This window comes from Ensifer sp. NM-2 (assembly GCF_003024455.1).
Classification (GTDB): domain Bacteria; phylum Pseudomonadota; class Alphaproteobacteria; order Rhizobiales; family Rhizobiaceae; genus Ensifer; species Ensifer canadensis.
The window spans coordinates 94,648-121,223 of the sequence record NZ_PVZR01000017.1 but is presented as its reverse complement, the minus strand read 5'-3'; the positions used below and the strand labels follow the sequence as shown (position 1 = coordinate 121,223).

At 58.9% G+C, this 26,576-nt stretch carries 22 protein-coding genes and 1 pseudogene; 17 read left to right on the top strand and 6 right to left on the bottom strand.

Annotated features, from left to right (window positions below; translation table 11 throughout):
- Window positions 1-24 precede the first annotated feature (24 nt).
- The 7 genes from C6558_RS27760 to C6558_RS27730 are packed head-to-tail and all read left to right on the top strand — an operon-like array spanning window position 25 to window position 6,475.
- A complete protein-coding gene (locus tag C6558_RS27760; protein WP_057208248.1) occupies window positions 25-876 on the top strand; it encodes an ABC transporter permease in 852 nt (283 codons plus the stop codon).
- Complete coding sequence (locus tag C6558_RS27755; protein ID WP_057208246.1) at window positions 873-1,703, top strand: ABC transporter permease; 831 nt, start codon at window positions 873-875, stop codon at window positions 1,701-1,703. The genes C6558_RS27760 and C6558_RS27755 overlap by 4 nt, the downstream gene beginning before the upstream one ends.
- A 15-nt stretch (window positions 1,704-1,718) precedes the next feature.
- Entirely contained in the window at window positions 1,719-2,768 is a 1,050-nt protein-coding gene (locus tag C6558_RS27750; RefSeq protein ID WP_057208244.1) for an ABC transporter ATP-binding protein, read from the top strand.
- A gap of 38 nt (window positions 2,769-2,806) precedes the next feature.
- Complete coding sequence (locus tag C6558_RS27745; RefSeq protein WP_057208242.1) at window positions 2,807-4,192, top strand: aspartate aminotransferase family protein; 1,386 nt, start codon at window positions 2,807-2,809, stop codon at window positions 4,190-4,192.
- The gene (locus C6558_RS27740; RefSeq protein ID WP_057213565.1) at window positions 4,192-5,667 is read left to right on the top strand and encodes an NAD-dependent succinate-semialdehyde dehydrogenase; all 1,476 of its coding nucleotides are present in this window, start codon (window positions 4,192-4,194) and stop codon (window positions 5,665-5,667) included. Before C6558_RS27745 ends, C6558_RS27740 begins: the two co-directional genes overlap by 1 nt.
- A 26-nt stretch (window positions 5,668-5,693) precedes the next feature.
- The gene (locus C6558_RS27735; protein WP_057208238.1) at window positions 5,694-6,080 is read left to right on the top strand and encodes a RidA family protein; all 387 of its coding nucleotides are present in this window, start codon (window positions 5,694-5,696) and stop codon (window positions 6,078-6,080) included.
- Between the two features lie 11 nt (window positions 6,081-6,091).
- Window positions 6,092-6,475: a RidA family protein gene (locus C6558_RS27730; RefSeq protein WP_057208236.1), complete on the top strand. Its 384-nt coding sequence runs from the start codon at window positions 6,092-6,094 to the stop codon at window positions 6,473-6,475.
- Window positions 6,476-6,654: 179 nt separating this feature from the next.
- On the opposite strand, the gene C6558_RS41490 is transcribed toward C6558_RS27730, so the two are convergent.
- Window positions 6,655-6,852, bottom strand: a complete 198-nt coding sequence (locus C6558_RS41490; RefSeq protein ID WP_107028010.1) for a helix-turn-helix domain-containing protein — start codon at window positions 6,850-6,852, stop codon at window positions 6,655-6,657.
- Between the two features lie 251 nt (window positions 6,853-7,103).
- Here C6558_RS41490 and C6558_RS27720 point away from each other — a divergent pair, with 251 nt between their 5' ends.
- Entirely contained in the window at window positions 7,104-7,349 is a 246-nt protein-coding gene (locus C6558_RS27720; RefSeq protein WP_057208234.1) for a hypothetical protein, read from the top strand.
- 552 nt (window positions 7,350-7,901) lie between these two features.
- Here C6558_RS27720 and C6558_RS27710 read toward each other — a convergent pair.
- Window positions 7,902-8,321: a hypothetical protein gene (locus C6558_RS27710; protein WP_107028009.1), complete on the bottom strand. Its 420-nt coding sequence runs from the start codon at window positions 8,319-8,321 to the stop codon at window positions 7,902-7,904.
- On the opposite strand from C6558_RS27710, the gene C6558_RS27705 reads away from it, so the two are divergent.
- The 9 genes and pseudogenes from C6558_RS27705 (at window position 8,320) to C6558_RS27655 (ending at window position 21,042) form a co-directional block, all read left to right on the top strand.
- Window positions 8,320-10,638, top strand: coding sequence for a rhodanese-like domain-containing protein (locus C6558_RS27705; protein ID WP_057208228.1), 2,319 nt, complete (start codon window positions 8,320-8,322; stop codon window positions 10,636-10,638). The genes C6558_RS27710 and C6558_RS27705 overlap by 2 nt on opposite strands.
- Before the next feature lie 346 nt (window positions 10,639-10,984).
- Window positions 10,985-11,378 (top strand): annotated as a pseudogene (locus C6558_RS27700) (Lrp/AsnC family transcriptional regulator).
- Between the two features lie 242 nt (window positions 11,379-11,620).
- Window positions 11,621-12,646 carry a helix-turn-helix domain-containing protein gene (locus tag C6558_RS27695; protein ID WP_057208226.1) on the top strand — a complete coding sequence of 342 codons (1,026 nt, stop codon included), beginning with the start codon at window positions 11,621-11,623 and terminating at the stop codon, window positions 12,644-12,646.
- Window positions 12,647-12,930: 284 nt separating this feature from the next.
- Window positions 12,931-13,560: an outer membrane protein gene (locus C6558_RS27690; protein WP_057208224.1), complete on the top strand. Its 630-nt coding sequence runs from the start codon at window positions 12,931-12,933 to the stop codon at window positions 13,558-13,560.
- 238 nt (window positions 13,561-13,798) lie between these two features.
- Window positions 13,799-16,834 (top strand): putative Ig domain-containing protein, encoded by a 3,036-nt coding sequence (locus C6558_RS27685; protein WP_107028008.1) that lies wholly within the window; start codon window positions 13,799-13,801, stop codon window positions 16,832-16,834.
- Window positions 16,835-17,123: 289 nt separating this feature from the next.
- Entirely contained in the window at window positions 17,124-17,318 is a 195-nt protein-coding gene (locus C6558_RS27680) for a hypothetical protein (protein WP_146160917.1), read from the top strand.
- Between the two features lie 215 nt (window positions 17,319-17,533).
- Window positions 17,534-17,659, top strand: coding sequence for an exopeptide (locus C6558_RS27675; RefSeq protein ID WP_107028007.1), 126 nt, complete (start codon window positions 17,534-17,536; stop codon window positions 17,657-17,659).
- A gap of 872 nt (window positions 17,660-18,531) precedes the next feature.
- Complete coding sequence (locus C6558_RS27665; protein WP_107028006.1) at window positions 18,532-18,834, top strand: DUF982 domain-containing protein; 303 nt, start codon at window positions 18,532-18,534, stop codon at window positions 18,832-18,834.
- Window positions 18,835-20,112: 1,278 nt separating this feature from the next.
- Window positions 20,113-21,042: an MBL fold metallo-hydrolase gene (locus C6558_RS27655; protein ID WP_057208214.1), complete on the top strand. Its 930-nt coding sequence runs from the start codon at window positions 20,113-20,115 to the stop codon at window positions 21,040-21,042.
- A 351-nt stretch (window positions 21,043-21,393) separates the two neighbouring features.
- Here C6558_RS27655 and C6558_RS27650 read toward each other — a convergent pair whose 3' ends face one another.
- The 4 genes from C6558_RS27650 to C6558_RS27635 form a co-directional block, all read right to left on the bottom strand.
- Window positions 21,394-22,041 carry an HD domain-containing protein gene (locus C6558_RS27650; RefSeq protein ID WP_107028005.1) on the bottom strand — a complete coding sequence of 216 codons (648 nt, stop codon included), beginning with the start codon at window positions 22,039-22,041 and terminating at the stop codon, window positions 21,394-21,396.
- A gap of 144 nt (window positions 22,042-22,185) precedes the next feature.
- The gene (locus C6558_RS27645) at window positions 22,186-23,154 is read right to left on the bottom strand and encodes an MBL fold metallo-hydrolase (protein ID WP_107028004.1); all 969 of its coding nucleotides are present in this window, start codon (window positions 23,152-23,154) and stop codon (window positions 22,186-22,188) included.
- A gap of 377 nt (window positions 23,155-23,531) precedes the next feature.
- Window positions 23,532-23,897 carry a response regulator transcription factor gene (locus C6558_RS27640; protein WP_057208208.1) on the bottom strand — a complete coding sequence of 122 codons (366 nt, stop codon included), beginning with the start codon at window positions 23,895-23,897 and terminating at the stop codon, window positions 23,532-23,534.
- Window positions 23,898-23,926: 29 nt separating this feature from the next.
- The gene (locus tag C6558_RS27635) at window positions 23,927-26,530 is read right to left on the bottom strand and encodes a PAS domain-containing protein (protein ID WP_245449226.1); all 2,604 of its coding nucleotides are present in this window, start codon (window positions 26,528-26,530) and stop codon (window positions 23,927-23,929) included.
- Window positions 26,531-26,576: the final 46 nt, after the last annotated feature.

Here is a 26,576-nt window from a genome sequence, read left to right as displayed (position 1 = left end):
TGAACGGCATGAGGGAGCAGTGACATGAAACAGAGATCGTTTTCGCCCATTGCGGAGGGGCCGATACCGCTGATGGCCCCGGCAGCGGTTTTCCTTGCGGGGTTGTTCCTGGTACCGCTTGCCTATGTGGGCTGGATGAGCGTCTCGCAGCCCGCTCTTGGCCTGCAGAACTTCGGCCGTCTCCTGCATTCGGGCCTGTTTGCGTCCGTCATTTACCAGACCTTCAGGACCGCCTTCCTTGTCACGGCCATTGCGCTTCTCTTCGCCTATCCTCTGGCTTATGCCGCCGCGAACGGATCGAAACGCTTCGCAACCTTCCTGCTGACCGTGGTCGCTCTGTCATTCTGGACGAGTTATCTCGTGCGCACCTATGCCTGGATGGTCATCCTCGGCAACCAGGGACCGGTCACAGCACTCCTTACCTGGCTCGGTTGGGATCCGGCGCCCAAGCTGCTCTTCACCACCTTTAGTGCAACGCTTGCCATGACCCATGCGCTCATCCCTTTTATGACCATGTCGCTTTTCTCGGTCATGAAGCGCATCGATCCTCTCCATGTCCGCGCTGCCGAAAGCCTCGGTGCGAGCCCACTTCGGGCCTTCGTTGCGGTCTACCTACCGCTCTCGGCACCTGGCATCGTCAACGGCTGCACGCTTGTCTTTATCACCTGCCTCGGCTTCTATGTGATGCCTGTCCTGCTCGGCAGCCCGCGCGACCAGATGATCGCCGGTATCATCGGCGACCAGATCGAGCAGACGCTCGATTTCGGTCTCGGCTCGGCGATCTCCATCGTCTTGCTCGGCCTCACGCTTGCCGTCTACGCGCTTTACAACCGTTTCTTCGGTCTCGACCGGCTTTGGGCAGGAGGCGGCCGATGAACCCGTTCCTCCGCGCCCTTGCGCTCCTCATCGCCGTCTTCGTTGCCGCGCCGATGTTCATCGTCATTCCTATGTCGTTCAGCTCGGCAGCCTCGCTGACTTTCCCGCCGCCGGGTTATACGCTCGCGAACTACATCAATTTCTTCTCCGACCCGAACTGGACAGAGCCGCTGGTCAACAGCGTCATCATCGGCATCGGTACGGTCTTCGTGACGCTCAGCCTTGCGATCCCCGCGTCTTTTGCTCTCGTGCGGCACATTTTCCTCGGACGTGGATTGTTCAATCTCTTGATCATGCTGCCAATGATCGTGCCAACCATCGTCATGGCGCTCGGGTACTACATGTATTTCGGTCAATTGCGCCTCGTGCAGAGCTACCTGGGCGTCATCCTGGCCCATAGCTGCATCGCCATGCCCATGGCGACGTTGATCCTGACCGCAGCGCTCAAAGGATTCGACCAATCCGTCGAACGGGCCGCCATGAGCCTGGGTGCATCGCCTTTCACGACGTTCCGGCTGGTCACCTTTCCGATCTTGCGTCCCGCCTTCACGGTTGCCGGCCTCTTTGCCTTTATCGCATCCTTCGATGAAGCCGTTATCGCGCTCTTCATCTCCGGCCGCGACAAGGCAACCCTGCCGCGCCAGATGTTCAATGCCGTCCGCCAGGAGGCGGATCCGACGATCTCGGCAGCCTCTTCATTCCTTTTCCTGCTTGTTCTGGCTGGCATCTCAATCTGGCTTGCACCGCAATTCCTGCGCCGCCGGTCCGGTTTCACGCGTCAGCCGCTCGAAAACGGCGCCACCAACACCGCTCCCGCGGCATCCTGATCAAGGAGCAAAGCCATGAACGCCCGTTCCCTCACACTCCGCAGTGTCAACAAGAGCTACGACGGCAAGCATATGGCGGCCGACGACGTGTCGCTCGACATCAAGGCCGGCGAATTTGTCTCCTTCCTTGGACCCTCAGGCTCCGGCAAAACAACCACACTGATGATGATTGCCGGTTTCCAGCATCCGACGAGCGGCGAAATCCGGCTCGGCGAGCGTGCCATCGACAAACTACCGCCGCACAAGCGCAACATCGGTATGGTCTTCCAGAACTACGCGCTCTTCCCGCACATGACGATTGCCGACAACGTCGCCTTCCCCTTGCGCATGCGGGGCGTGGAGAGGGCGGAGAAGGACCGCCGGTCGCGCGAGGCGCTGGCGAAGGTCGGCCTGCAGGGTTTCGAGAAACGTGTCCCCTCCGAGCTATCCGGGGGCCAGCAACAACGCGTAGCCCTTGCACGGGCGCTCGTCTTCCAGCCAGATGTCATTCTGCTCGACGAACCGCTCGGCGCACTCGACAAGGCGCTGCGCGAGCACATGCAGGTGGAGTTGAAGCGCATCCACCGCGATCTCGGCGTCACCATGGTCTATGTCACCCACGATCAGTCCGAGGCCATGACCATGTCGGACCGGATCGCCGTTTTCAAAGGGGGACGCATCGAGCAGGTCGGCACTCCGAACGAGATCTATTTCGCGCCGAAGAGCCGCTTCGTCGCCTCCTTCATCGGCGACAGCAACATCATTGCCGCCACTTCGCTTGGCGGTGGCCGTTTCGAGACGCCAGTCGGCGTCGTCGACACGAAGGCTGCAGGTGGCGACCGAAACACTAAGGCCGAGCTGCTGCTGCGTCCGGAAATGATCCGTCTCGCTGTCCGGGCGGAGGCTGGGCGCCAGGCGATGAAGATCGACAGCACCATCAACTACGGCGACAACCTTCTGGTCGTCGGCAAGCTCGGCACCCAAGCGATCCGCATGCGCGTGCCCGGCGTCGATGCACGAAGACTCGACGGCGCCTCGGAGTGCCACGTCACCTGGCGTAGCGAAGACGTGCACGTCATCGCCTGACAATCGCCAAGCAATTCAAGCATACCCTGGAGCTTGCCATGAACGACCGCCCCAATTCCCTCCACGCCCTGGACCGGCAAAACCTCGTCCATCCCTACACCAACCTTGCGGTTCACCAGGAGGTGGGGCCGCATCTAATCACTGGCGGCGAAGGGATCTACGTGATCGATGATGAAGGCAAGCGCTACATCGAAGGTCTCGCGGGCCTCTTCTGCGCCGGTCTCGGTTTCAGTGAGCAGCGACTGGTGGAAGCGGCGACGCGGCAATTGAAGACGATGCCATTTTACCATTCCTTCGCCCACAAATCGACGGAACCGGGCATCCGTCTCGCCGAGAAGCTGCTTGAAATGGCCCCAGTTGCGATGTCGAAGGTCTTCTTCGCCGGCTCCGGCTCCGAGGCAAACGACACGGCGATCAAGCTTGTCTGGTACTATAACAATGCGGTCGGACGACCTGAGAAGAAGAAGATCATTTCGCGCCGCAAGGCTTACCATGGCGTAACGGTCGCCACCGCCAGCCTCACGGGCCTGCCGTTCAATCATCGCGATTTCGATCTGCCGATCGCCAATATCCTGCACACTGACTGCCCGCACTACTGGCGGTTTGCCGAACCCGGCGAGAGCGAGGAGGACTTTGCGACCCGGCTAGTCGGCAACCTTGAGGCAATGATACTTGAAGAGGGCCCGCAAACGGTGGCGGCGTTCTTTGCCGAACCGGTCATGGTGTCTGGGGGAGTGATCACACCGCCGAAGACCTATTTCGAAAAGCTCCAGGCGGTCCTGAAGAAGTACGATATCCTTCTGGTCGCAGACGAAGTCATTTGCGGTTTCGGGCGTACCGGCAACATGTTCGGGTCAGAAACCTACGGACTGAACCCGGACATGATCAGTTGCGCAAAACAGCTTTCGGCCGCCTACATGCCGATCTCTGCGCTGATGATCAACGCGAAGATCGCGGACGTCCTCGTCGACCAGAGCCGCAAGATCGGCACCTTTTCGCACGGCTTCACCTATGGCGGTCATCCAGTCGCGGCCGCCGTCGCGCTGGAGGCACTGACGATTTACCAGGAAACCGACATAGTCTCCCACGTCCGCGCCGTCAGCTCGCGCTTCCAGCAGGGCATTCGCAAGCTTGGCGAACACCCGCTGATCGGTGAGGCCCGCGGTGTTGGTCTTGTGGCCGGCCTCGAATTCGTCAAGGACAAGGGAACGAAGGAGAACTTTCCGCCCGCCTGGCAGGTCGCCAACCATGCCGGCAAGTTCGCAACCGAGCGCGGCGTCCTTACTCGCGGTCTTGGCGACATGGTGAGCCTATGCCCGGCCATGATCATCTCTAAGATGCAGATCGACGATCTCATGACCCGCATGCAGCTGGCCCTCGACGACACGCTTTCGTGGGCGCGCAGCCAAGGCTACATCGCGTGATGCCGCAGATCGCCATCTCCAACCGTCCGCCACATTGTTATGAACGGCTCGGCATGCTGATCGACGGCCGCTGGATCTATGAGACCGAGCGGCGGGACGCGGTCATCGAACCTGCCAGCGGTACGCTCATCGGCCATTTGCCCCATGCTACTGACGTCGATCTCGCGGCGGCCGTCGCCTCCGCGCAGCGTGCATTCGATAGCTGGAAAGACCGCTCGCCGCTTGACCGCGGACAGGTTCTGCGCCGCTTCGCCGAACTCGCCCGCAAGCATGTCGAAGACATCGGCCGAAGCATGGTGATGGACCAGGGAAAACCGCTTGCAGAAGCAATCGGAGAGATTCGATTCGCGGCCGACCATGCCGATTGGCACGCGGAGGAGGCGCGACGCATTTACGGTCGCCTTGTCCCTTCGCGCGATCCGCGTGTGCAACAGGTGGTCACCCGCGAGCCCGTCGGCGTCTGCATTGCCTTTACCCCCTGGAACTTCCCTTTCAGCCAGGCGCTACGCAAGGTCGTGGCGGCCCTGGCTAGCGGCTGCACGATCATCCTGAAAGGCCCGGCGGAATCGCCCTCCTCCACGGTCGCGATCGGCCGGCTCATGCAGGAGGCGGGACTGCCGGACGGTTGCCTCAACATTGTCTGGGGATCGTCTTCGCATATTTCCGAGACGCTGCTGGCGGCCCCTGAGGTGAAGAAGATTTCGTTTACGGGCTCTGTCGAGGTCGGCAAGCTGCTCGCTTCGCTCGCCGGCCGGCACATGAAGCGGTCGACGATGGAGCTTGGCGGCCACGCTCCCGTAATCGTCTTCGACGACGCCGACATTGAAGCTTCTGCCGACGCGCTTGCCGTCCAAAAGGTCCGCAATGCCGGACAGGTCTGCGTCTCGCCGACCCGCTTCTACGTTCAGGCAACAGCGTATGACCGTTTCCTTGCACGCTTCGCCGACAAGGTGGCCGCAACGAAGGTTGGCAATGGCTTTGACGAAGGGGTGCAGATGGGACCGCTCTGCCACGCCCGCCGGGTGACGGCCATGGAAGGCTTCGTACAGGATGCTCGCGACCGGGGGGCCGAGATCGTGACCGGCGGCAGTCGCATCGGCAATACCGGCTTCTTCTATGCACCAACGGTCGTCGCCGGCGGCTGTGAGGCTCTGCAACTGATGAACGAGGAGCCCTTCGGTCCAATTGCGATCGTCACACCGTTTTCTGGTTTTGAAGACGTGATCCGCCGCGCCAACAGCCTTTCTTTTGGCCTGGCTTCGTACGTGTTCACCGCTTCGAGCAGTCGAGCCCGGCACACAGCGCAAGCGCTTGCCGCCGGGATGGTCAGCATCAATCACTTCGGTCTGGCGTTACCCGAAACGCCTTTCGGTGGCATCAACGACAGCGGCTATGGTAGCGAAGGCGGAGTTGAAACCTTCGACGGCTATCTCAACACGAAGTTCGTGACCCACTTCGAAGCGCGACCCGAATGAGGAGCCTTACTTCCTTGGAGAACAAAATGTTTGAAGCCATCGATACCGGATCAGACCCTTGCGACGTGCCAATCAGCGAAGTCGTGCGTGCCGGCAATCTCGTCTGGTCGGTCCACATATCGGAGGACCCGGTGAACGGCGACCTCGTCACCGGCGACATTGAAACCCAGACGCGCCGAACACTGGGAAATCTCGACATCGCGATCCGTGCCGCAGGCGGCACACTGGCCGATGTGGTGCAGGTTCAGGTTTTCCTCATTGAAAGATCGGATGCATCCGGCATGAACAAAGTTTACGCCGAGTTCTTCAGGGAGCCCTATCCGGTACGTGCGACCGTGGTGGTGAAGGAGCTACTTTCTGAAGGCCTTCGCATCGAAATCCTCGCCCACGCCGTTCTCAGCAACAAGACATAAGGGAGCGGATTGTGTTTGAGAAAGTCGAAACCGGCATCGCTGCGTCAAAGGCGCCTTTGAGCGCCACGGTCAAGTCGGGCCCTATCGTGCGCTCCGCCCATATTGCGAAAAACCCGACGACGGGCGAACTGATCACCGGCGACATCGAAACGCAGGCGCGCCAGGTGTTCCTCAATCTGCAGCAGGCGCTCGAGGCGGCCGGGGGCACGCTTGCCGATGTCGTGCAGATCCAGGCCTATCTCACAGACAAGGCCGACGCAGCCGGCATGAATCGGGTCTATCGGCAGTTTTTCTCAGCGCCCTACCCGATCCGTGCCACCGTCGTCGTCGATCTTCTTTCCGACGGAATACGTCTGGAGGTACTCGCCACCGCTGTCCTTTCCACCTCGGCGTGACGATCTATCTCCGTGTTTACTTCTGGCTGTCCAAACGGGCCAGCACGAGGGCCGAAGCGGTTCGCTACGTCTGACAGCCTACTCCCAGATTGCTGCACTGGGCGTCGACAAGCACTCGTGCCCGATGGTTCATGGCGTGGAGATACACGCCCACAGCGAGAAAGCTGCCCGCAAGCGGGTTAACTACTTGGTATCGTCGTAAGCGCGACGGAATCCTGGATGGTGTGCAGATTATCACGAACCCAAAAGTTGAACCTTTCAAGGGCGCGCAAAGCCCCGCGGCCAATCTCGGTCAGCTCATATTCGACACGCGGCGGCACTTCGGGAAAATAATGGACGAAGCCGTTACGCTCCAGATTGCGCAGTGTAAGCTTCAACGTTCGCTGGGTGACGCATCAATTTCTTTCTTAAGGGCTGAGAAGCGGAGCCGACGAGGGAAACAACTTTTGATTGCGCGCTGTAGAATCCGAAGGCGCCGCGGTGAGCGACAAAACGTCCAAGTGGCAACGAGCGGTGCGGCCAGGCTGCCAGAGCATCAGCCTGCCTTATCGTGAATTCGTGGCGGCAGTCGACAACCTGTCATTGTTTTGCTTTAATCTGACTTCCTCAGCCGGAGGTTTGCAACACGATGAATGGTTGGAACAAGGACGGGCGCGGCAGCGTCAGAGTATCACCGGTCGTCGGCTGGAAGGCCGCAACGCTGATCAACAACGAAGCCGACATCTTCCTTAGGCTCGAGTTCAGCGTCAATCCTGATAACACAGACGTATCTGCACTCCAATTTGCACTGACTGAGCATCAGGCTCGCGAAATCAGTGCCAAACTGAGAGCCCTTGCAGATACGATATCGTCTTACGCTCTCCAGCCCACTTGATGGCCGATCGTGTTCGGCTACCTCGATCCGAGCGAACGACGAATGCCCGATGATATTGCCGACCTGCACCGATACTTGTTCCTGGCGATCATCGATCAGCAAAGCGGATGGGCGGGTAGCTTCGCGTCGAGTCCGTGCTTACTCCCATTGGCGGCCCTTGGCCGCCGAAGGCGTGGTGATGTATTCTCAAGACCGAAGAAAACTGTCTTGAAACGATCAAATGGGGATGACAGTGATCAACATATCAAGATCCGCCATGGGAATAATGCTCACCGTTTTGATACTTGGTGCCGCCCAGGCGCAAACGACGTTCTGCTATGGAACGGAGTGCACGGTCGAGAACAGGGATGGGACATCTGAGACGTTATCCGTCAATCAAGTGAATGAACGAGCAAGGGCAGAAGCCCTTAGGCACATTCGAGAAATCGACTGTGCGTTTGCAGATAGTGCCTCGCAATGCCTCGAAGCGAAGCTCGTTTTGCGCCGACTCTTCTATTGAAAGAAGGGCTTGGAGATTTCTTCGGGTTGATGGCACAAGCCAACATCCAAATGTCAGATCATCGCACTGACAGCTGAACTTCCAGATATCGCGGAAAGCGCACGACGGGCCCCGATCGCGCCGTAGGACACGAGCGGATGCAGGCGCTTGCGTTTCCATTCGTCGCTGGAACTCAGGCCTTCGCGCCGTCGCTCCACGCCTCTGCGCCCGCCGACCAGCTTCCCGTCCGGCCGAAGAATGACGACCCGGGTCGCGCACTCCATGGCCAGCTGTCGAGGGTACCGATCTTGATGAATCGCGACTTCACAATCGGCCGGACGCGCAGACATGTCCCCGGCCCCGCGGCAGGCAATGGCTATCGCACGAACGATGAATCGGGAGTAGACTTCGCTCGACTGGGAGGCTGAGAAGTTTCCGTCTGGGACCAGACCCAACAGCGGGGCTTTCTTCGTTTTTCCGGAGAGAGTGGCCATGGGAGCAGATCATGCCGAGCGGCGGCTGGTCGCAATTCTCGCCGTCGATATTGTTGGTTATTCGCGCCTTATCGAAGCTAGCGAGGCCAGTACGCTGGCCGCGATGAAAGCGTTGCGCGCCGAAGTATTCGACCCGTTGCTGGCGGAATATCACGGACGGATCGTGAAGCTCATGGGCGATGGGGCGATCGCGGAATTTGGTTCGGTCGTGGATGCTGTCCTTTGTGCCGTGGATTTCCAGAGGCAAGTCGCAGCACGCCAAGCGGATATCCCGGGCGACCACCGCCTGCTCTTCCGCATGGGCGTTAATCTCGGCGACGTCGTGGTGGATGCGGATGATCTGCTGGGCGATGGCGTAAACATCGCTGCTCGCCTGGAGCAACTATGTGAGCCAGGAGGGCTTTTTGTATCCGGCACGGCTTTCGATCACTTGCAAGGCAAGCTCGAGCTGCCACTGGAATTTATGGGCGAGCAGCATGTGAAAAACATTGCGCGACCCGTGCGTGTCTATCGCGTCAAATTTGATGGAAATACGCGCAGTTGGTGGTTCAAGAACCAGCGCCATCGCAATCGGGGCATTACCGCCGCGGTTGCCCTGGTTCTTTTAGTGGCGACCCCTGTTTTATGGATAAGCCCCTGGAAGACCAGTGTCGGAACTGCGTCAGTCGCTCGGATGGCGCTTCCCCTCCCCGACAAGCCGTCGATAGCGGTCCTTCCGTTCGATAATCTCAGCTCCGATCCCGAGCAGGCCTATTTCGCAGACGGAATGACGGAAGACTTGATCACAGACCTATCGAAGCTGTCCGGCATCTTCGTCATCTCGCGGAACACCACCTTCGCCTATAAAGGCAAACCCGCGAACGTGCAGCAGGTAGCCGAAGATCTGGGCGTCAGATACGTCTTGGAGGGCAGCGTACGTCGCGACGGAAATCAGGTTCGAGTCAATGCCCAACTGATCGATGCCGTCGGCGGACATCACCTTTGGGCCGATCGCTACGATGGTGAAATAAAGGGGGTCTTCGGGCTGCAGGACAAGGTCATCAGCCAGATCGTGGCCGCGCTCGCGGTGAAGCTGACGAGTGCGGAACAGGTCACGGCGCGCGAAGCGGAAACCAGCAACCCGCAAGCCTACGATGCATTGCTCCGAGGATGGGATCATCTTCGCCATGACAACGAAGAAGAGACCCTGAAGGCGATTGCTCTCTTCGAGAAGGCGATAGAGCTCGATCCGGACTATAGCCGCGCCTACGCATCGCTCGCCGCAGCCAACTGGAGAATTAGCCTCTCGTTCTGGTTTTCTTCCGCAGGTGCTGGCTGGGAGCACGCCTACGAGAGCCTGAACAGAAACCTGGCAAAAGCAATGGAGAAGCCGACGTCGCTTGCCTACGCGATTTCATCCCAATTGCTTGCGCAGCAGGGAAGCTATGACGAGGCGTTCGTCGCCATCGATCGTGCGATGGAGCTTGCCCCGAACGATCCGGACAACCACATCAGCAAGGCGCGGATTCTCAACGCGACCGGGCACGCCGACGAGGCCGAACAGCAAGCGCGCCTGGCTATGCGCCTCGACCCCCGTTTTGCACCCGGAACGCTTCGCATGCTGGCTATCTCACTCTTCTGTCAAGAAAAATACGAAGATGCGGTCAACACGCTGAAGCGGGTGATGGAACAAGAGTCGGCCGTCCACGCGGACTACGCGACGCTGGTATCTAGTCTTGGGCACCTCGGCCGCACCGACGGCGTTGAGGCCGCAATCGCCAAATACAACGAGATCGCCCTGTCCGCCGCATACGATCCGCTCACGGTCCAAGAAAGCGCGTGGGACTGGTACGGCATCGCGTTCAACTATCATAGACCGTACATTGCACGGGTGCAGGAGGGCCTACGGAAAGCAGGAGTGCCCGAGGGCGCAGGGACCGATCTCGCTCTGGACGACTACGTCCAGTTCATGAGGATGACCCACGGCGAAGTAACTGTGGACGGCACAACGAAAGTTGACGCTGCGAAAGCCAAGGTGTTGCGTGACAGCGGGGTGCCTTTCGTCGACGTACGGGCCCCGCCAGACTACGCCAACGGCCATGTTCCTGGGGCCATCAATCTGTCCCTTGTCACTGATCTATCGAAGGAGAGCCTTGCCAAGGTGGCGGGCAAGCAGTCAGACGTTGCCTTCTATTGTCACGGCAAACATTGTCCCTATTCCGCATATGCATCCGCAAAGGCCGTTGCTTGGGGCTACACGCACATCTTCCATTTCGCTGGCGGGTTTCCGGAATGGCAGGACGCCGGTTATGCGGTCGCGGCTGCTCCCAAGCAGTAAAATGCCGTAGGAATGGCCATGAGGCACCGCGTCTCGCACCACAAGCAGCCTGCGATTTTCGCTGACGCTGCTGGAAGAGTTGGAAAACTCGTAACTTCAGGCGCTGCAGCTCTTTTTACGATTTCAGTTTCGATGAGCATGTGCCATGCCGACCATCGTCTACGCCACCGCTTGGATCTCGGTGGCATCCATCTGATCGAGAACTCTTCAAGAACCGTGTGCGGAGCGCCGCGGACACGGACACCAGCGCACGAGAAGACAACTGTAGGCACTGTGTAATCAGCCTAAAACTTGCTCCAACAATCGAAACAGCCTACCCAAATCGGGTTCAAGGGTACTTTGCGCCTTGCAATCCCACGGGCGTGCCTCTCATGCGGAACTGTCAGGTAAAGTCAATCTGTCGCGAAATGCTGTTCGCGTTCGGATAGAACGGCTTGAACGCGAAGGCTTCATCAAGGATTATACAATCGTCACTAACGGTGGCGGAAACGACAGCCACATCACCACCGCATTGATTTTTGTCTACCGCCAGGATCGCATGAAGGGTGGCGAGGTCATCCACGCTTTGCGAAAAATTCCGGTGGTCGTCGGTTGCGATGTGATGGCGGTCGATTTTGATCTGCTGGTACGGGTAGAGTCCCGCCGATCGTATCCGCCAGAGCTGGCAACTGATCTCTGAACTTCCGGGCGTAAGGGATACCTTTACGGCATTCGCACTCTCCTCTGTCGTTAGGAAATAAGCGGATGAGTTGGCACTTCATAACCAAAATGAAAAATTGGCAACAGAGCCATATAATCATCCGTGCCAAATGCTGACGGGGAAACTCGGCAATCGACAGGACTTGTAAGATGATCGATCTGCGACCTACAAATGGTTCTTTCCAAGACCCGTGAGACACTTGTAGGGCAATGCCGCGCAGATACCCTAGGATGTTGATGAAGACGTATTCTGATGCTGCTGTGGAGAGAAACTGGAAGAGCGATGACCAAAAAAGAGCATCCCACGCTTTTGTTCAAAACGGATACGCGCGCGATCCCTCTAAAGAAAGCTCTCGCATTCTGGGAAGAATCAGCCGGTTCGCTCTACGATTTCAACATTTTCCAGGCAAATGAATTTCATACCGCACATTGTACATTTCGCCTCGGAGACCTGTTGCTTACACACTGTGTTAGCGTGGCCCAAAAACTTAGTCGTTCCAACTATCGCATCGGCGCGGACGGTTACGACCACTTCGAAATACAGTTCTTCATCGATGGTCATTGGCGACGCCATGACGGACGAGAAGAAGCTTACGCCGGGCCGGGAGACATGATCGTTCATGACGCGGCGCAGGCCCATGCGGGATCAGCAAGCGATTTCTGCAATCTTACTCTCTTCGTCCCCCGCCCACTGCTGGCGCGATTGTTGATCAACCCCGATGACCACAATATGCGAGTCCTCGCGGCTCATGAGCCGATGGTCGGGTTGCTCCGCAACCACATCGACAGCCTTTTCCGGCTATTGCCGCAACTCGACGAGAAGCAGGCGGCGACGCTGGTAGCGCCGACGCTCGAACTTGTCGCCGCCACCCTCAATGGTGTCCCGAGAGAAGATACGATGCGCGGAATAGCCGGGGCGCAACTGGCAACGATCCGCCGTTATATCGATGCTCATGCACTGGATCCTGATCTGTCGCCCTTTCAGATTGCAGCACACTTCACGATGTCATTGCGCAAGCTCGCCTATCTCTTTTCAAAAGATGGCGGCGTTGCCTCCTATATTCAGGAGCGGCGCCTGGAAATGGCGCGCCGGGCCCTTCGCGATCCCGCTCAGGCACACAGATCCATTGGAGAAATCGGTCTCGAACACGGTTTTACCTACGCTCACAATTTCACGCGCGCTTTTCAGCGCCTTTACGGCATCACGCCGCGCGAGGCGCGGGCGGCCGTAGCGCAAAGATATCGGATGGCCGGGATCAGCGAATCGCAAAACTGGTTCGACCGAGCTTCCCAATGGGGACGTTGGTAGTTGCCGCATGCGCTCGCAGGCAGCCAGCTGACTTTTGCGTAATGTGATTATTTTGAACGGTGCCGTTTGCGCGCTGGGATAGATTTACGCGGCCGCTCTTTTTCATACTTACCATCAGCTCCGGAATATTGATTGTCTGGGCGCAATTGGCGCGGGCTGGAAGCCTTCACGCTGCCATCACCACGGGACGTCGCTCCTCGGCGACGTTAATTCACGATGGCTGCCTGCCAGTCCGGCGGGCCGTCAATTCAACGATAGTTTCGCACGGAATCGGAGCCGACCACATGAGAACATTCCTTCTACCTGCCATTCTTGTGCTCACCGCATCTACGGCAATGGCTGCTGATGTAGCTCCCGAAAATAGCGCACGGTCTGTTGCTGTCGATGCGTCGACCTTTGTGTGGTCGGGAGCATATCTCGGTGTTCAGGGCGGCGGCGGTTGGGCCAATGGTGAATTCTCCGGCTTCGGCATCGCCGGATCCGAAGATGCCAATGGCGGCCTCTTTGGTGGGTTCGCCGGCTATAATTATCAATTCGACAATAGGCTCATCATCGGCGTTGAAGGCGATCTCGAATACAACTGGAACGAACAGAAAATCTTCGGCGCAGATTTCGGCACCGATTGGGCAGGCTCGGTGCGGGGACGCGTTGGCTATGCCTTAGATCACGCGCTCATCTATGCCACAGCCGGTTGGGCGGCGACGCGTGGCTATGTCGATGTGCCGGGATTGGGCAAAGAGGAAGCAACGTTCAACGGCTACACGGTCGGCGCCGGTTTGGATTACGCCTTCACCAGCAACATCTTCGGCCGCGCCGAATACAGGTACAGCGACTACGGGGATAAAGACCTGCAGGGCATCAACGTCGATGTCGACCAGCAGACCGTCAAGATTGGTCTGGGCGTAAAATTCTAGTGGCGACGGACGGAGATGACGAAGGCGACGGAGGTTGAAAGAACGCCCCCTCGTAGGCTTGCGAGCATTATCAGGCTTTCAAGGCCGTCGGGTCTTGCCGGGTTGACGATCGCCGGCCGGCGGCAGGCCCCTGCCATGGTGGCGATCGTTGGTGGCGCCGGTTCGTTCCGCGGGGGCCACTCAAGTGCATCAATGAAGGCTGCGCTTCTTCTTATTTCCCACTGAGCTTCTTATTCGTATGATCCCGACTGAGACCTTTTTCTTTAAAAATCAAAGCCTCCATGGAGCGCGCTGGGATTCGGCACAGGCGTGGAAGACTCTGAGACGCGGCTGGTCAGTATTTCTGCTGGTAACGCTCATGCTATTGTGCGGCTCGCCAGCGCAAGCCGCCCCTCCTGCTATCACGCAGCAACCCCAGGACCTGACGGTAGCGGCCGGGCAAATCGTCACGTTTTCCGTCGCGACCAGCGCTAGCGATGCGACTTATCAATGGCAGGTCAGTACCAACGGGCATGATTTCTCGACAATTCCAGGTGCCATCGAGAGTACATACACCTTCAAGCCCGTCCGCGTCAGCGAAACCGGCACACGATATCGCGTTGTCGTCAGCAAGGACGGTGAGAGCGCCTATTCAAGGCCGGCGACGCTGACAATCACAAAGGCAATTTCGATCGTCTTGGTGGACGAACTGCCGAAAGGCAGAGTTTACGGCCAGACGGTGGAAATTAAGGCGCTCGTCATAGGGACGAGCGGCAAACCGAACGGCGAAATTGCCTTCATGGATGGAAATACAAGGATTGGCACAGTTTCGTTCGATACCAGCAATGGGGCCAGTCTAACGATCACCACCAATGAGCTTGGCGCTGGCCAGCATATCATCACCGCTGTTTACTCCGGGGACGAGAACCATGAGCCCGGCATCAGCAGTGGCGTTGTCATCGATATCGCCAAGGCCGACCAAAGCATCTATTTCGACACAATTCCACCTAGGCAGGCAATTGTCGGTCAGACATATGATGTGACCGCTCACGCGATGCGCGTAAGCCAGAGCGTGCCTGTCGAGGTCAAGGTGGAAAGCGGCGACATATGCACTGTTTCCAACGGTGTTGTCACTTTTCTGAATGCTGGTGATTGCGTGGTGAGCGCCCAACATATGGGAGACGCCAACTTCAACGACTCGCAAAAGGCTACACAGACAGTCCGGGTGATTGCGGCGCCCGCCCAGGACCACACGGTTTCCTGGTCATCCAACGGCCCGGGCCGTGTTATCAATGTCACCTTCAATGACGATCCCCAGACGACGATCAGTAGTCCTGTGGAAGTTTCCGAAGAGCGGATAATAGCATTCTGGAACGTCTCACCGGATGCGGCCGCGACATATCGTGAGCCCAGCGGATGCGGTATTCATGCTGTGGGCGCTGCATGGTACACCAATCCCATCACGTCGAATTGCTCGATTTCTTTCAGCTTTGAGGAAATTACCATTTCGCCTGCGACGTTGGTCAACGCAACAATCGGCGTCGCCTTCAATCAGACGATCGCCGCAACGGGCGGCAATCTGGATTTTGTCTATACGCTGACCAGTGGCACGTTGCCCGCAGGTGTGACGCTGGCCGATACCGGTGAACTGTCGGGAACGCCGACGGAAACGGGTAGTTTCACCTTCACCGTTCAGGCGGCTAACGCGCGTGCCCATTCGAAAGCGATGACCTATACGCTTATAGTCGAAGCAGCAGCTATGCGACCTGAGGTTATTTCAACCGGGGTGATCGGCGACCCTGCGTCCGGCGCCGTCAGCGTGACGTTTGATGTCACGTTCTCCGAAGCCGTCACGGGTTTTACCGGCTCCGACCTGGTGCTGACATCGACCGGCACCGCTATCGGGAGGCTGGCGTTAATCCAGACCTCGGACAACGTTCATTATACCGTCCGGGTCGACGATATATCCGGATCAGGCACCCTTCGCCTTGATGTTCTGGCAAATGCCATCAGCAACATAGCAGGAAATAGCAATCTGGCTTTTACCCGTGGAACACCTTGGAACGTTGCTCCCTCGATGATCCTCACGCCGCCCGACGGCTCGAACCTGTCGAATGGCTTGGTCGGTGCCGCGTACAACGATCGTTCGATTTCCGCGACCGGTGGTGCCGGAACCATTACGTACAGTGCCACCGGTCTGCCCTCCGGTCTGTCCATTGATCCTGCGACCGGTGCGATCACGGGAACGCCGACGGCCGATGGAACGTTCACCGTTGCTGTTACCGCAACCGGAGCAACCTCCGGCACGGCCAGCGTGAGTTATACCATCGTCGTCGCGGCGGCCCCACCGCCTGTATCCCTGACACCGGCCGACGGCTCTGCGTTGACCGCGGGCGTGGTCGGCACCGCGTACAACGATGGTTCGATCTCCGCGTCTGGTGGTGCCGGCACTATCACCTACGGTGCCACCGGTCTGCCATCAGGCCTGTCCATTCATCCTGAGACCGGTGAGATTACCGGAACGCCGACGGCCGCTGGGACGTTCACCCTTGCTGTTACTGCAACTGGAGCAACCTCGGGGGTCGCCGTCGCGAGCTATATCATCGTGATCGCGGCGGCCCCACTCCCTGTATCCCTGACACCGGCTGAAGGCTCTGCCTTGACCGCGGGTGTGGTCGGTGCCGCGTACAACGATGGTTCGATTTCCGCGGCCGGCGGTGTCGGCACCATCACGTTCAGCGCTACCGGGCTGCCAGCTGGCCTCATCATCGACGAGGCTTCCGGTAAGGTCACTGGAACACCAACCGCAGATGGTGCCTTCACCATCAACGTTACCGCGACCGCTGTAACCTCAGGCTCGGCTTCGGCCAGCTACACAATTGTTGTCGCTCCTGCTCCACCAAGCCTGACGGGGATTTCTCCTGCAACCGGTTCCACGAGGGGTGGAACAGCCCTCACGATCACCGGCAATCATCTCATTGGCACGACTAGCGTGATGCTCGGCAGCGTGGCAGCAGCCAGCATTGTGGTTGTCAGCAATTCCCAGATCACCGCCATCGCACCGGCCAATGCCGCGGGTTCAACCGATGTTTCAGTGACGGCGCCAGGCGGTACGGCCACTTTGCCTGCCGCTTTTACGGTTTCCCTTGGTCCTACTGATTTTGCTGTGATCGCTGCCGCGATTGGTGAGCCTACGGTGCTCGCAAGGCATTTGAGAAGGCTCTTCCTTCGAGGCAATCCGCGACGGCGCTTCGGCATAGACGGCAGTCTCGGCGCGGACGACTCGACTACCTGAAGAGTGCAAAAATGCTCTTCGACTCATCGTTGGCGATGTTGAGTGCCTGACTCGCCAACTGTTCCTGGACCGGAGCGCTTTCCAGCGCGCGGAGACATCGTTCATGTCAGGATCGACCAGACGGCCGACGCCTTGATGATAGTTTTCATCATAGCCGCCACGAAATCAGTCTGCGGTTCGACCTGTGATCCAAGTTGAAGCTTCCAATACTGATTTCGAGAAAATTGAAAGTTTGCACGCTCCCGAGATTGTCGCTGGATCGGAAGGCCAGCGCTTAATGGAGGCACCAATGGCCGACGATGATGAGCGCCTGCTGGCGGAGCTAAACGCCCAGGCGCAAGCAGCCGACGAGCACCGAGACATTCTCGCAAACCTCCGGGCTCTCGCGCTGGCCCTTGCCGCAAAGTACCGCACCGCTCCCCCGATGAAATTGAACGTCAGGCAAAAATCATGTGGCGCGCGCCGCCTGCACTGGAGAGAATGAGGACTGGTTGCAGGCCTGGGCATGGACCCGGTTCTTCGTGGTCATGGGCCACGCGACTTACCGTTTGTCCTGCCTGCGGAAATTGTTACGGGATTCATCCACCTCTCGGCGCGAGGCAAAGGTCACCACTACCATGGCGCTGGATCTGGAAGCGGACGCCCTGCTCTGATCACGCTCTGCCACGAATTGCTCGCATTCTGAGCCTGAAGTGAGCGATGGACAAATCCGGCCTCATCTTCATCGTGCTGCTCTGCATTCTCGTGGGGATCGTGCTTGGCATCATGGCGTTTGAACCGGAATTCGGATCAGAAACAGCGCCGACACCACCAATCACCCGCTAAACTAGGTGGTGCGCCTTCAAGCTAAATCTAAAACGCGAGAACGAGCAGCGAACATCCACAGGACATACCGCGCATGTCTAAGCTCAATTAGCTCGTCCGGAGTAGGAACAAATTGAGATCAATTCCCATGAAAAAAGGCCGGGGCGAAACCGCACCGACCTTCCTCATCATCGCTTGCCAACCAGTGCCAGTACATCCGTGGTCAAAAGTCTAAAGCGACGAGGCATTTGCGAGCGGCGAATCATTCAGCGCTCATAGCAATGCCAACGACGAGGTATAGGAGGCCAATGTGTTCGAAACAAGTCGCTAACCACCTGGAGGCGTCGCGGATCGCGGAACGGTCGAAATACGACACCTGCCTTATGTCGCCGTCTCCGCAATAGTCCTAGGCCAAAGTCTCCCGCAATCCTTGGCGGGAGGTTCGAACCTAGGAGACTACCGATGAAGATCATGATTACAGCTGTGGCATCCCTCGCTTTTGCCTCAGGCCCGGCGAGTTTTCCCTCTAATCTACGTCCGCAATAAACTTGCTAGTATAGTTTTCCGTTCGGCCGTCTCGTCGAAGCCGGCGAACGGGGCGGGCTTTCGAGGAGCGCTCGCCGCGGACCGCTGGCAAACGGGTGGGCCGAGGCGATCATGGTCCATCTTCATGTTGATGAGGCACGTCTTCCTTGATGTTCAAAGCGTCAGGGATGGTGATTGCGTCGGGACCGTATTTGGCGTAGGCGCCAAGGAGGGTCTGGCGGCACTGATGGCGAGATTTGGCGAAAAAACGCGCTAGACCTCTTGAACTGGCGCGGCGTCGAAAATAAATTTTCGTCGAGCGCAAAGCGCTTTCCTTGTTGAAAAACAATCAGTTCAGTGAGGTAGAAATGCAAACGAAGATGTTTGATCGACCAGTTTACCTGAGTGAAAGGAAGGACCTAGTCATCGAGATTGCCAACCTGGCCGACGCGATCGACTTCCTTGAGGAGTGGTCCGAAGGAGATCAGGATCTTATCCACGATGCGACCTTGAAGACGTGCTACCTGGCTCACGACGGGCTGAAGCCCATCAGTGTCGCGCGCGATACGCTCTGTGCGTTTGCGAAGAAGAAGGGGATTCTTGTTGAAGCGCCCGCGGTTCTGCCGTGGATGCTCAAGGGAACGTCTGGGGGTGGCCGCGTATCTCCGTGACATGACCATAAAGAGGGGCTGCGATGGCGGCCTCTCTGGTCCCACCGGCACGGATGGGAAAGATTTCTCATGCTGGTTCTTCGTCAGGTTTATGGGCGCGCTTTCGCTACGCGCGAACCGCGACATCCGCGTAATCCGGGTTGAGCTCGACTAGGATACTGCGCAAGATGCTCGCCGAGCGTATGGCGGTGGACGACGCAATGTGAGCCCGACGGCACCTTGGCATGGCCTCAATGCAAGCCCGACGCGCATGGTGTGGCCATCGAGCATGAAGCGGGGTCGGCGCTCATGCCTCGCCTCCCTGCTTGCGGAACAAAAACGGCGCGGTATCAGTTGCCCTCCTGAGGAGGAGTCCATCGTGAGCACGAAACCTACTGAACCAATTCCGATGCCCGGCCCGGCAGGCCTGACGCCCTCGGAGCCCCAGGTTGTTACCGTCCCAGGCCCCAGAGACCCGAAAAGGCCCGAGGAAGTTCCACCAGATACTCCGCCCGATTCGCTGCCCGACCCAGATCGCCCAATTGAGGAGCCGGGACCTGATGATGTCCCGGAAGAAGCGCCCGACATTACCCCAGTACCGGGCGAGGGAAATTCCGGCGAAGATGAGCGATTGAACTGATCATGCCAGTATCTCCGCGGTTTGGCAGCGCGGTCAGGGACCGATTGCAGCGGTCACGAAGACGGGTGATCACTGCGGCTGTGTAGCTTCAGCCGTTGTCCGACATGTTCATGCTAGACTTGAGACAGAGAGTTCGGCTATCGCTTCGCGCAGGGGTCGATGACCGTGATTTGGGTTGCCTCGCGACTCGACGAGTTGCTGGCAGTTCGCCGCGACGGTGGCTGCCGGAAACAGGGGGAATAGAGTTGCCCACGCCGAAGACCTGAACGTTCTTCGAGAACGGGCATCCGTCGGCATTGAGCCGCCGCGTTATCTCCGGAGCAGTCCTTCCGCGCCGACGATTGATCGTCCGTATCGATCCTCAAAAAACGAATCTTCCTAGGTCCGTTTTCCTACATCGCTGGTCACCCGCGTTCTCGTATCGACATCCATCAACATGCACGAGGAGGCGAGACTACGCCGCGGTTCCGCTCCGGTTCCGGTCGGAAGATTATGAGATTTCGGACGCAAACCAGGAGACCTGGCTGTGTTCCTTGAGTCCGGGCGGGATGAGCGTGACCGCCCCATACTCATGTGTAGGTCGACTGCTAAAACGCTCCAAACTAGATTCCCTGATGTAGCCCGACCGGCACGTATGAATTGCGAAAACAGGAGCGCATATGTCGAAAGCAGAAATCAGCCCCCGAAAAATCATCCAGCAGGAAAGACCGACGCCGGACGAACTGGTTCCGTCACGCTACGCGGTTCAGGTGGGTGAGATCGAAGTGGTGGTTATCAGCGATGGGATGCTGACACCTCCAGCCGAGTCAATGGCCACCAATGCCAACCCAGCCGAACGTGGAGCGTGGCTAGACGAAAGGTTTCTATCGAAGGAAGCCTTTGACTGGGCGTTGAACGCCGTGGTGGTACGTAGCGGCGACCAGACGATTCTCATCGACAGCGGTATCGGCGAAGAGTACCCCGACTTCCCCCGAGCCGGACAGTTTGGCCATCGTCTGGAAGCCGCCGGCGTCGATCTTGAATCCGTGACCGACGTTGTATTGACGCACATGCACTTCGACCATGTTGGCGGGCTGCTCGTCGAAGGCGTGAAAGAGAGGATGCGTGCAGATCTGCGCGTCCATGTGTCCGCGGCAGAAGCCAAATTCTGGAAGTCACCCGATTTCTCGCTTACGGCCATGCCACCGGCACTTGCGGATCTGGCACGCAAGGCGTCGCTCGAGTTCATGGACATGTTCGGCAGTCATTTGCGCACCTTTGATGAGCAGTCCGAGGTGGCGCCGGGGGTGGTTGTCGCACGCACCGGCGGCCACACCCCAGGGCATAGCGTGGTCCGGATCTCGTCTCGCGGCGAACGGCTTATGTTCGGGGGCGACGCCCTATTCCCGGTTTCCTTCGACCATCCTGAGTGGCATAACGGCTTTGAACACGACCCAGAGGAAGCAACCCGCGTCCGGCTCCGTCTTATGAAAGAGCTGGCGGAAACCGGATCTTGGCTGGTGTCGACGCACATGCCGTTCCCGTCGGTCGGTCGTGTGGCAGCCGCCGGCGACCTTTATCGCTGGGTCCCGGCTTGGTGGGACTACTGATCCCTACGGCGATTAGGATCCGACCTAAGGCGTTGGGTTGACTGACCGGTGGATCCTAGGGCGGTATGGCCCTCGATCCACCGGTCAATCGAAACGAGAACATTTGGAGCCTATCCTGCGCGACCCTTCACGCTAAACGGCTGTGCACGAAGGATGAAGGTGGCCACGCCGCTTTGCCCCGTAAAGCCGACGCACTCCAAGATTTTCCTGTCGTCCGATCTGTGGTGGCGACTACTCAAACGTGCGGAGAAGCAGGAGACGAGAGGCCACATCAACTCTGGGCCTTTGAGGCGCCTGCTACGCCCCTGCCGGTTTTTAGCATCGGCATCAATGATAGCCGATATCGCTGCATCATTCAGCGAAGGGGGCTTCGGCGATGAGATCGACCGAGGAAGGGACACTGTAACCGGGAACCAGGCGCTCGCCGAAATCCCGGACAAAATTGTCGTAGGTGGTTTCGGGCTGCGTTTTGGCGATGTGGCAAAAACATGCGGTCATATTTTTCTTCATCCCAAGCCGGGGAAACTCGGCAATGATCGCCCGCACTTCGGACGAGGGAATGAGGCTGTATTTGAGGCCCACAACATCAAAGCAGATTCCTGCCGTGCAAAGTGCGATCTCCGCTTCCTTGTAGAGCCCGATCGAGGGGGTCGAGTTGAGGGCGACGCTGTCCCAGATCAGCTGGGCACGCCGTCCATCGAGTCCGGCTTCCGTCGCGAACTTTCGAGCCAGATCGGCGGCTTCCACTTCGAAACGGCGGGGCCCTGCAAATCGCTCATTCAGGGTGATATCATGCAACAGCGCGCCGACTGCGAGCACCTCGGCGTCGTGCGTTATGTTCTGCAGCTCGGCGATCTTTGCGGCAAACAGCCAGGATCGCATGACGTGATTGAAGAGATAGGGCTCACAAGCCTCCCGCGCATAATCGATCGCTCGGCCGACGAGCGGCGTTCCCGGAACCGAAATGCCGGCGACGATGCGTGCTTCCATGGCAATCATGTCACAACCTCTTCGTGACTGCTGCAGGGCAAAAAATTGGGGAGAGCGCGGCGCATCAGCACCGTGCCGCGAAGAACCGCACGCGATCTCCAAGGATGTCCGATCGCATGCGGTCGCTTGATTGGCGGCTAGGTCAATATTCGGTTAATAGTCCCAGAAAACCGGCACCCAACGAAAGGCGTCGCCGTCAACCGCAACGTGCCCGACCGACGGGAACGGCATATGAGTAGCTACCAGCAGTTCCCCAGTCGCCGCCAGCTCTCGCAAAAGCCGGACCCTAACACGGGCAGCTTCCTCAGGATCGTGCTCGAAGCCGTTGAACCAGTCGGGGTGCTCGAAGCCAACCGCGAACACGGCGTCGCCGGCGAACATCAGCCGGTCGTTCCCGGACGCAACGCGGACCACGCTGTGCCCGGGGGTATGGCCGCCGGTGCGAGAGACGACGACGCCCGGAGCCACCTGGTGTTCCTCATCGAACAGCCGCAGCTGGTCATGGTATTCCTTGGCGAACCGTTTGGCGGCCGCACGAAGTGCATCCGGAAAGCCGGCAGGCATGTTGACATGCGTGAAATCGGGCGCCTCCCAGAACTTAACCTCGGCGGCGGCAACGTGAATGCGCATGTCCGGACGCAACCGATCCTTGACGCCTTCGACGAGCAGCCCGCCAACGTGGTCCATATGCATGTGGGTCAGTACGACATCGGTCACGGACCCGAGGTCGATGCCGGCACTCTCAAGTCTCTTCACCAATTGCCCGGCCCGCGGCAGGTTCAATTCCGGATCCAGCCCCAGACCGGCGTCGATAAGGATCACCTGCACGCCGCTGCGCACCACCACCGCGTTCAGCGCCCAGTCGAAAGCTTCCTGCGGCAGGAACATATTGTCCAGCCATGCGGCGCGTTCCGTCGGGTCGGCATTGTGTCCCAACATCGCGGTTGGAAGGGGTAGCACTCCATCGCTGATCACCAGCACTTCAATTTCGCCGACCTTCACCGCGTAGCGCGATGGAACCAATTCTTCGGTTGCCGATCGGCCGCCACGTAGGGTGTTATCCAAGCTCATGATTGTCTCCTCCTGCCCCATCGTACGGGGATTTGCTTCTGCCTGCGTCATGATGCGCTCCTGTTCTGCGGGGTTGGAACGTGCCGGGCACGGCCCATGCGGCTGAGTGTATTGGGGGGCATCTGAGCAGTCGATTGGGGTCAAGGGAGAGGATAGGCTACACTAGAGAATAGGGTAGGCTGGCTTGTTCGTTTACGAACGCGAGGATTCAGTGTTGCTTGAGCTGGCATTTAAAAGGGCGTCCCGAAAATAGGGCGTGATTGCGATTGATCAAAACAGACGGCCGCGTTGAGCGTGTTGCGCTCCCACGCGAAACTCTGCGACCGGCGATGTAAACAGACATTTGCGCCCCCTCCACCCGGTTGGTTGTTTGATAAGACAGTCGCGATGCCCGGGCGGACGGAGCTATGCCAAAGCGTGGATTCTGATCAGCACTGTCGATCGTCCAGGGCATCGCGAACGGCCGCAAGCAGGGTGTGCCCTGCAAAAGGCTTTCGCAAAAACCCGTCAATGCAGCGTGCGCGGTCCTGATCGGCGATTTCATGGCGCCCCGTGATCAGGAATACCGGCAGTTGCGGGTTCTGCTGCCGGGCAAGATCTCGGAGTTCGAATCCATCAGTACCGGGCATCCCGATATCGGTAATCAACACGTCAACGCCCTTAAGCCCGGAAGCGAGCAACGCCTCGCCCGAGAGGAAGCTGCGGGTTTCGTATCCCGCCGATTCCAGGAGTTCCGCCAATGAAGCAAGCACGCTCGGGTCGTCGTCGACGAGCGCTACCACAGACTTGTTCATACCGTTCCTCCCTATGGCAGGCTATTGGTTCATGGCATCTTCGCCACGTCGAGCGGCAGGGTGAACACGAAATTCGCGCCGCTCGGTTCATTCTTTTCTGCCCATAACTGACCGCCATGCGATTCTACGATCGAGCGGGAAATTGCGAGGCCCATGCCCATGCCCTGATCTTTGGTTGTAAAAAACGGCTCGAAAATCTTGTCGGGGAACTGGACGCCTCGCCCCCTGTCCTTGACCTCAACGCGCACCATATCCCCCGCCCGGAAGGCGCGGATCTGGACAACACGGTCGTTCGAAACGGAAGCCATCGCATCCATGCCGTTGCGCATGAGATTGACCAACACTTGCTGAATCTGCACCCGGTCGAATGGGACGAGCCGGAGACCGCTCTCGCCTTCGATATCCATCCTGATGCGTCGCCGACCCGCCTCCTCTGCAAGCAGGTCACGCGCCTGCCTGACGACGGCGCCAAGCTCGGAACTGTCACGCTTATCCGTCGACTGCTTGAAGAGGGCGCGAATGCGGCTGACGACATCTGCTGCGGAATTGGCGCTATGAACTATGCGATCGAGCGTTTTCTGGGCGCGTTCGATATTGGGCGGCTCGGCGGTGAGCCAGCGCTGGCAGGCGCTGGAATAGTTCATCACTGCCGAAAGCGGCTGGTTCACCTCATGCGCGATTGAGGCTGATAATTCTGCCAGGCTGGCGGCCTGACTTGAGCGGGCGAGATTTTCCTGGGCACGGCTCAACTCCTCTTGGGTCTGGACCTGATCGTCGATATCCAGGCAGATGCCGTTCCACTGAACGATTTCGCCGTCACCATTGCGCATTGCCGAAGCACGGGTCTCCACCCAACGGTACACGCCGTCAAAGCGCCTTAGGCGATGTCGTAGCAAATAGGGCTCGCCGGTCGCTAGCGAATGGGCATACCGTTCCTTCACGGCAGCTAGATCGTGCGGATGGATCACGGCGTCGAGCGTGCCTTCCAGTCGGGATTTTCCGAGACCATCCGTTTCCTCGAGATTGAAACCGAGATATTGGCGGAGCCGCTGGCTGCGATATATCGGCTTGCCATCCGGCAAGGCGCAGTAGACCAACGCGGGCAGCGTTTCGACGAGTTGCTGGAGGTGTTGCTCGCTCTCGCGTAGCGCTTCCTGGGTGGTTATGAGGTCGTGGATGTCGGAGCTCACGCCACACCATTGGACGATCGTGCCCAATTCATCCCGCAGCGGTTCGGCCCGCGTCTCGGTCCAGCGATAGTCACCGCCGGCACGGTGTTGACGGTATCTTTGAATATACGGGATGCCTGTCGCGACCGAATGTAGGAAAGCCTCTCGCGCCGCCGCCCTGTCCTCGGGGTGAACGACGCCGAGCGAAGCCGATTGATCCGGCGCGATCATATCTTCGAGCGTGGCCCCGGTGACTTCCGTGAAGGGTTTGTTGACATAGGTCGGAGCTCCGTTGGCCATCGCGCTCCAGATCAGCGCCGGCACGGTGTCGATAAGCTGCTGCAGTTGCCGTTCGCGCTCGCGGAGTGCAGCCTCGGTTCTCTTATACACGTCGATGTCCAATGCAGTTCCATACCACCCGGTAACACGTCCCTGCCTATCACGCGTCGGGCGGGCTGCAGCCCAGTGCCAGACATAAGCGCCGTTGGCACGCAGGATCCTGCATTCGAAGTTCCAATGCTCGCCTGTCCTGAGCGCGTGTCGTACTGTCTCTCCCATTCTTTCGCTATCGTCGGGATGCGTGCCGCGCTGCCAGCCCTGACGCCCGCCTTCCAGGAAGGATTTGCCATCCAGCAGAAGGTTGAGATCCTCAAGCGTCATCGCGATAGAGGTCTGCACCGCTGGAGTTGCATAGGTAAATTGTCCGGTGACGTCGATCGCCCAAGCGCCGCCATAGAGCTTTTCGATGGCAAGAGCGGCCTGGACCGCATCAGCCGTCTCACCGAACGAGCTTGCGGTCATCCAGGACTCGGCCTGGCGTGCCACAGCCGGATCGACTTCGATGCTGATCCCGTGATCCGGCTCCACACGAAACGCAACCCGCTCGTAGCTGCTATCCGCCTGAAGCTGGCGGTAGCTTCTGATCTGGGGGATGCCGTGAAAGAAGGCTCGCGCAGCCGCCTGCTCGTCGGTTAGCCTGTCGTGCGGATGTACCGTGTCCATCGACAAAAGGGGGTCCCGAGCGGGTCGACCGGCCTGCGGGCTATCGGTGTCTTCGGGGAGGGCGATGTCGATTAGCGTGCCGCACCATCCGGCGATTGCGCCCTCCCCGTCACGGATCGGCTGCCCGGTGCTGCGCACCCAGCCATAGATTCCGGTCGCACGCAGCGTTCGGTGCTCGACAGTGTATTGCTCGCCCGTCTGCAAGCACCGGCGCCATGCGACAGCGGCTGCATCGTAATCTTCCGGGTGGATGACCCGACTCCAGTCGAACCTATTCTTATCCGGCTGCGAATTGAGGCTTTCCGGGCTTGCGCCGAAAAAGGCGAGCGCGGCCGGTGTCACATAGATAAGTTTGCCCGCGGCATCGGCGGCCCAGGCATTGCCGGTGATCCGCTCGACCAGCTTCGCCGCCTGTACGGCATCGATATCGGGTGGGCCTTGCGATCCACCACTACTATCCATCCCCGACGTTCCGGCGGAGTTCGACATGCCTCAACCCGACCCCATT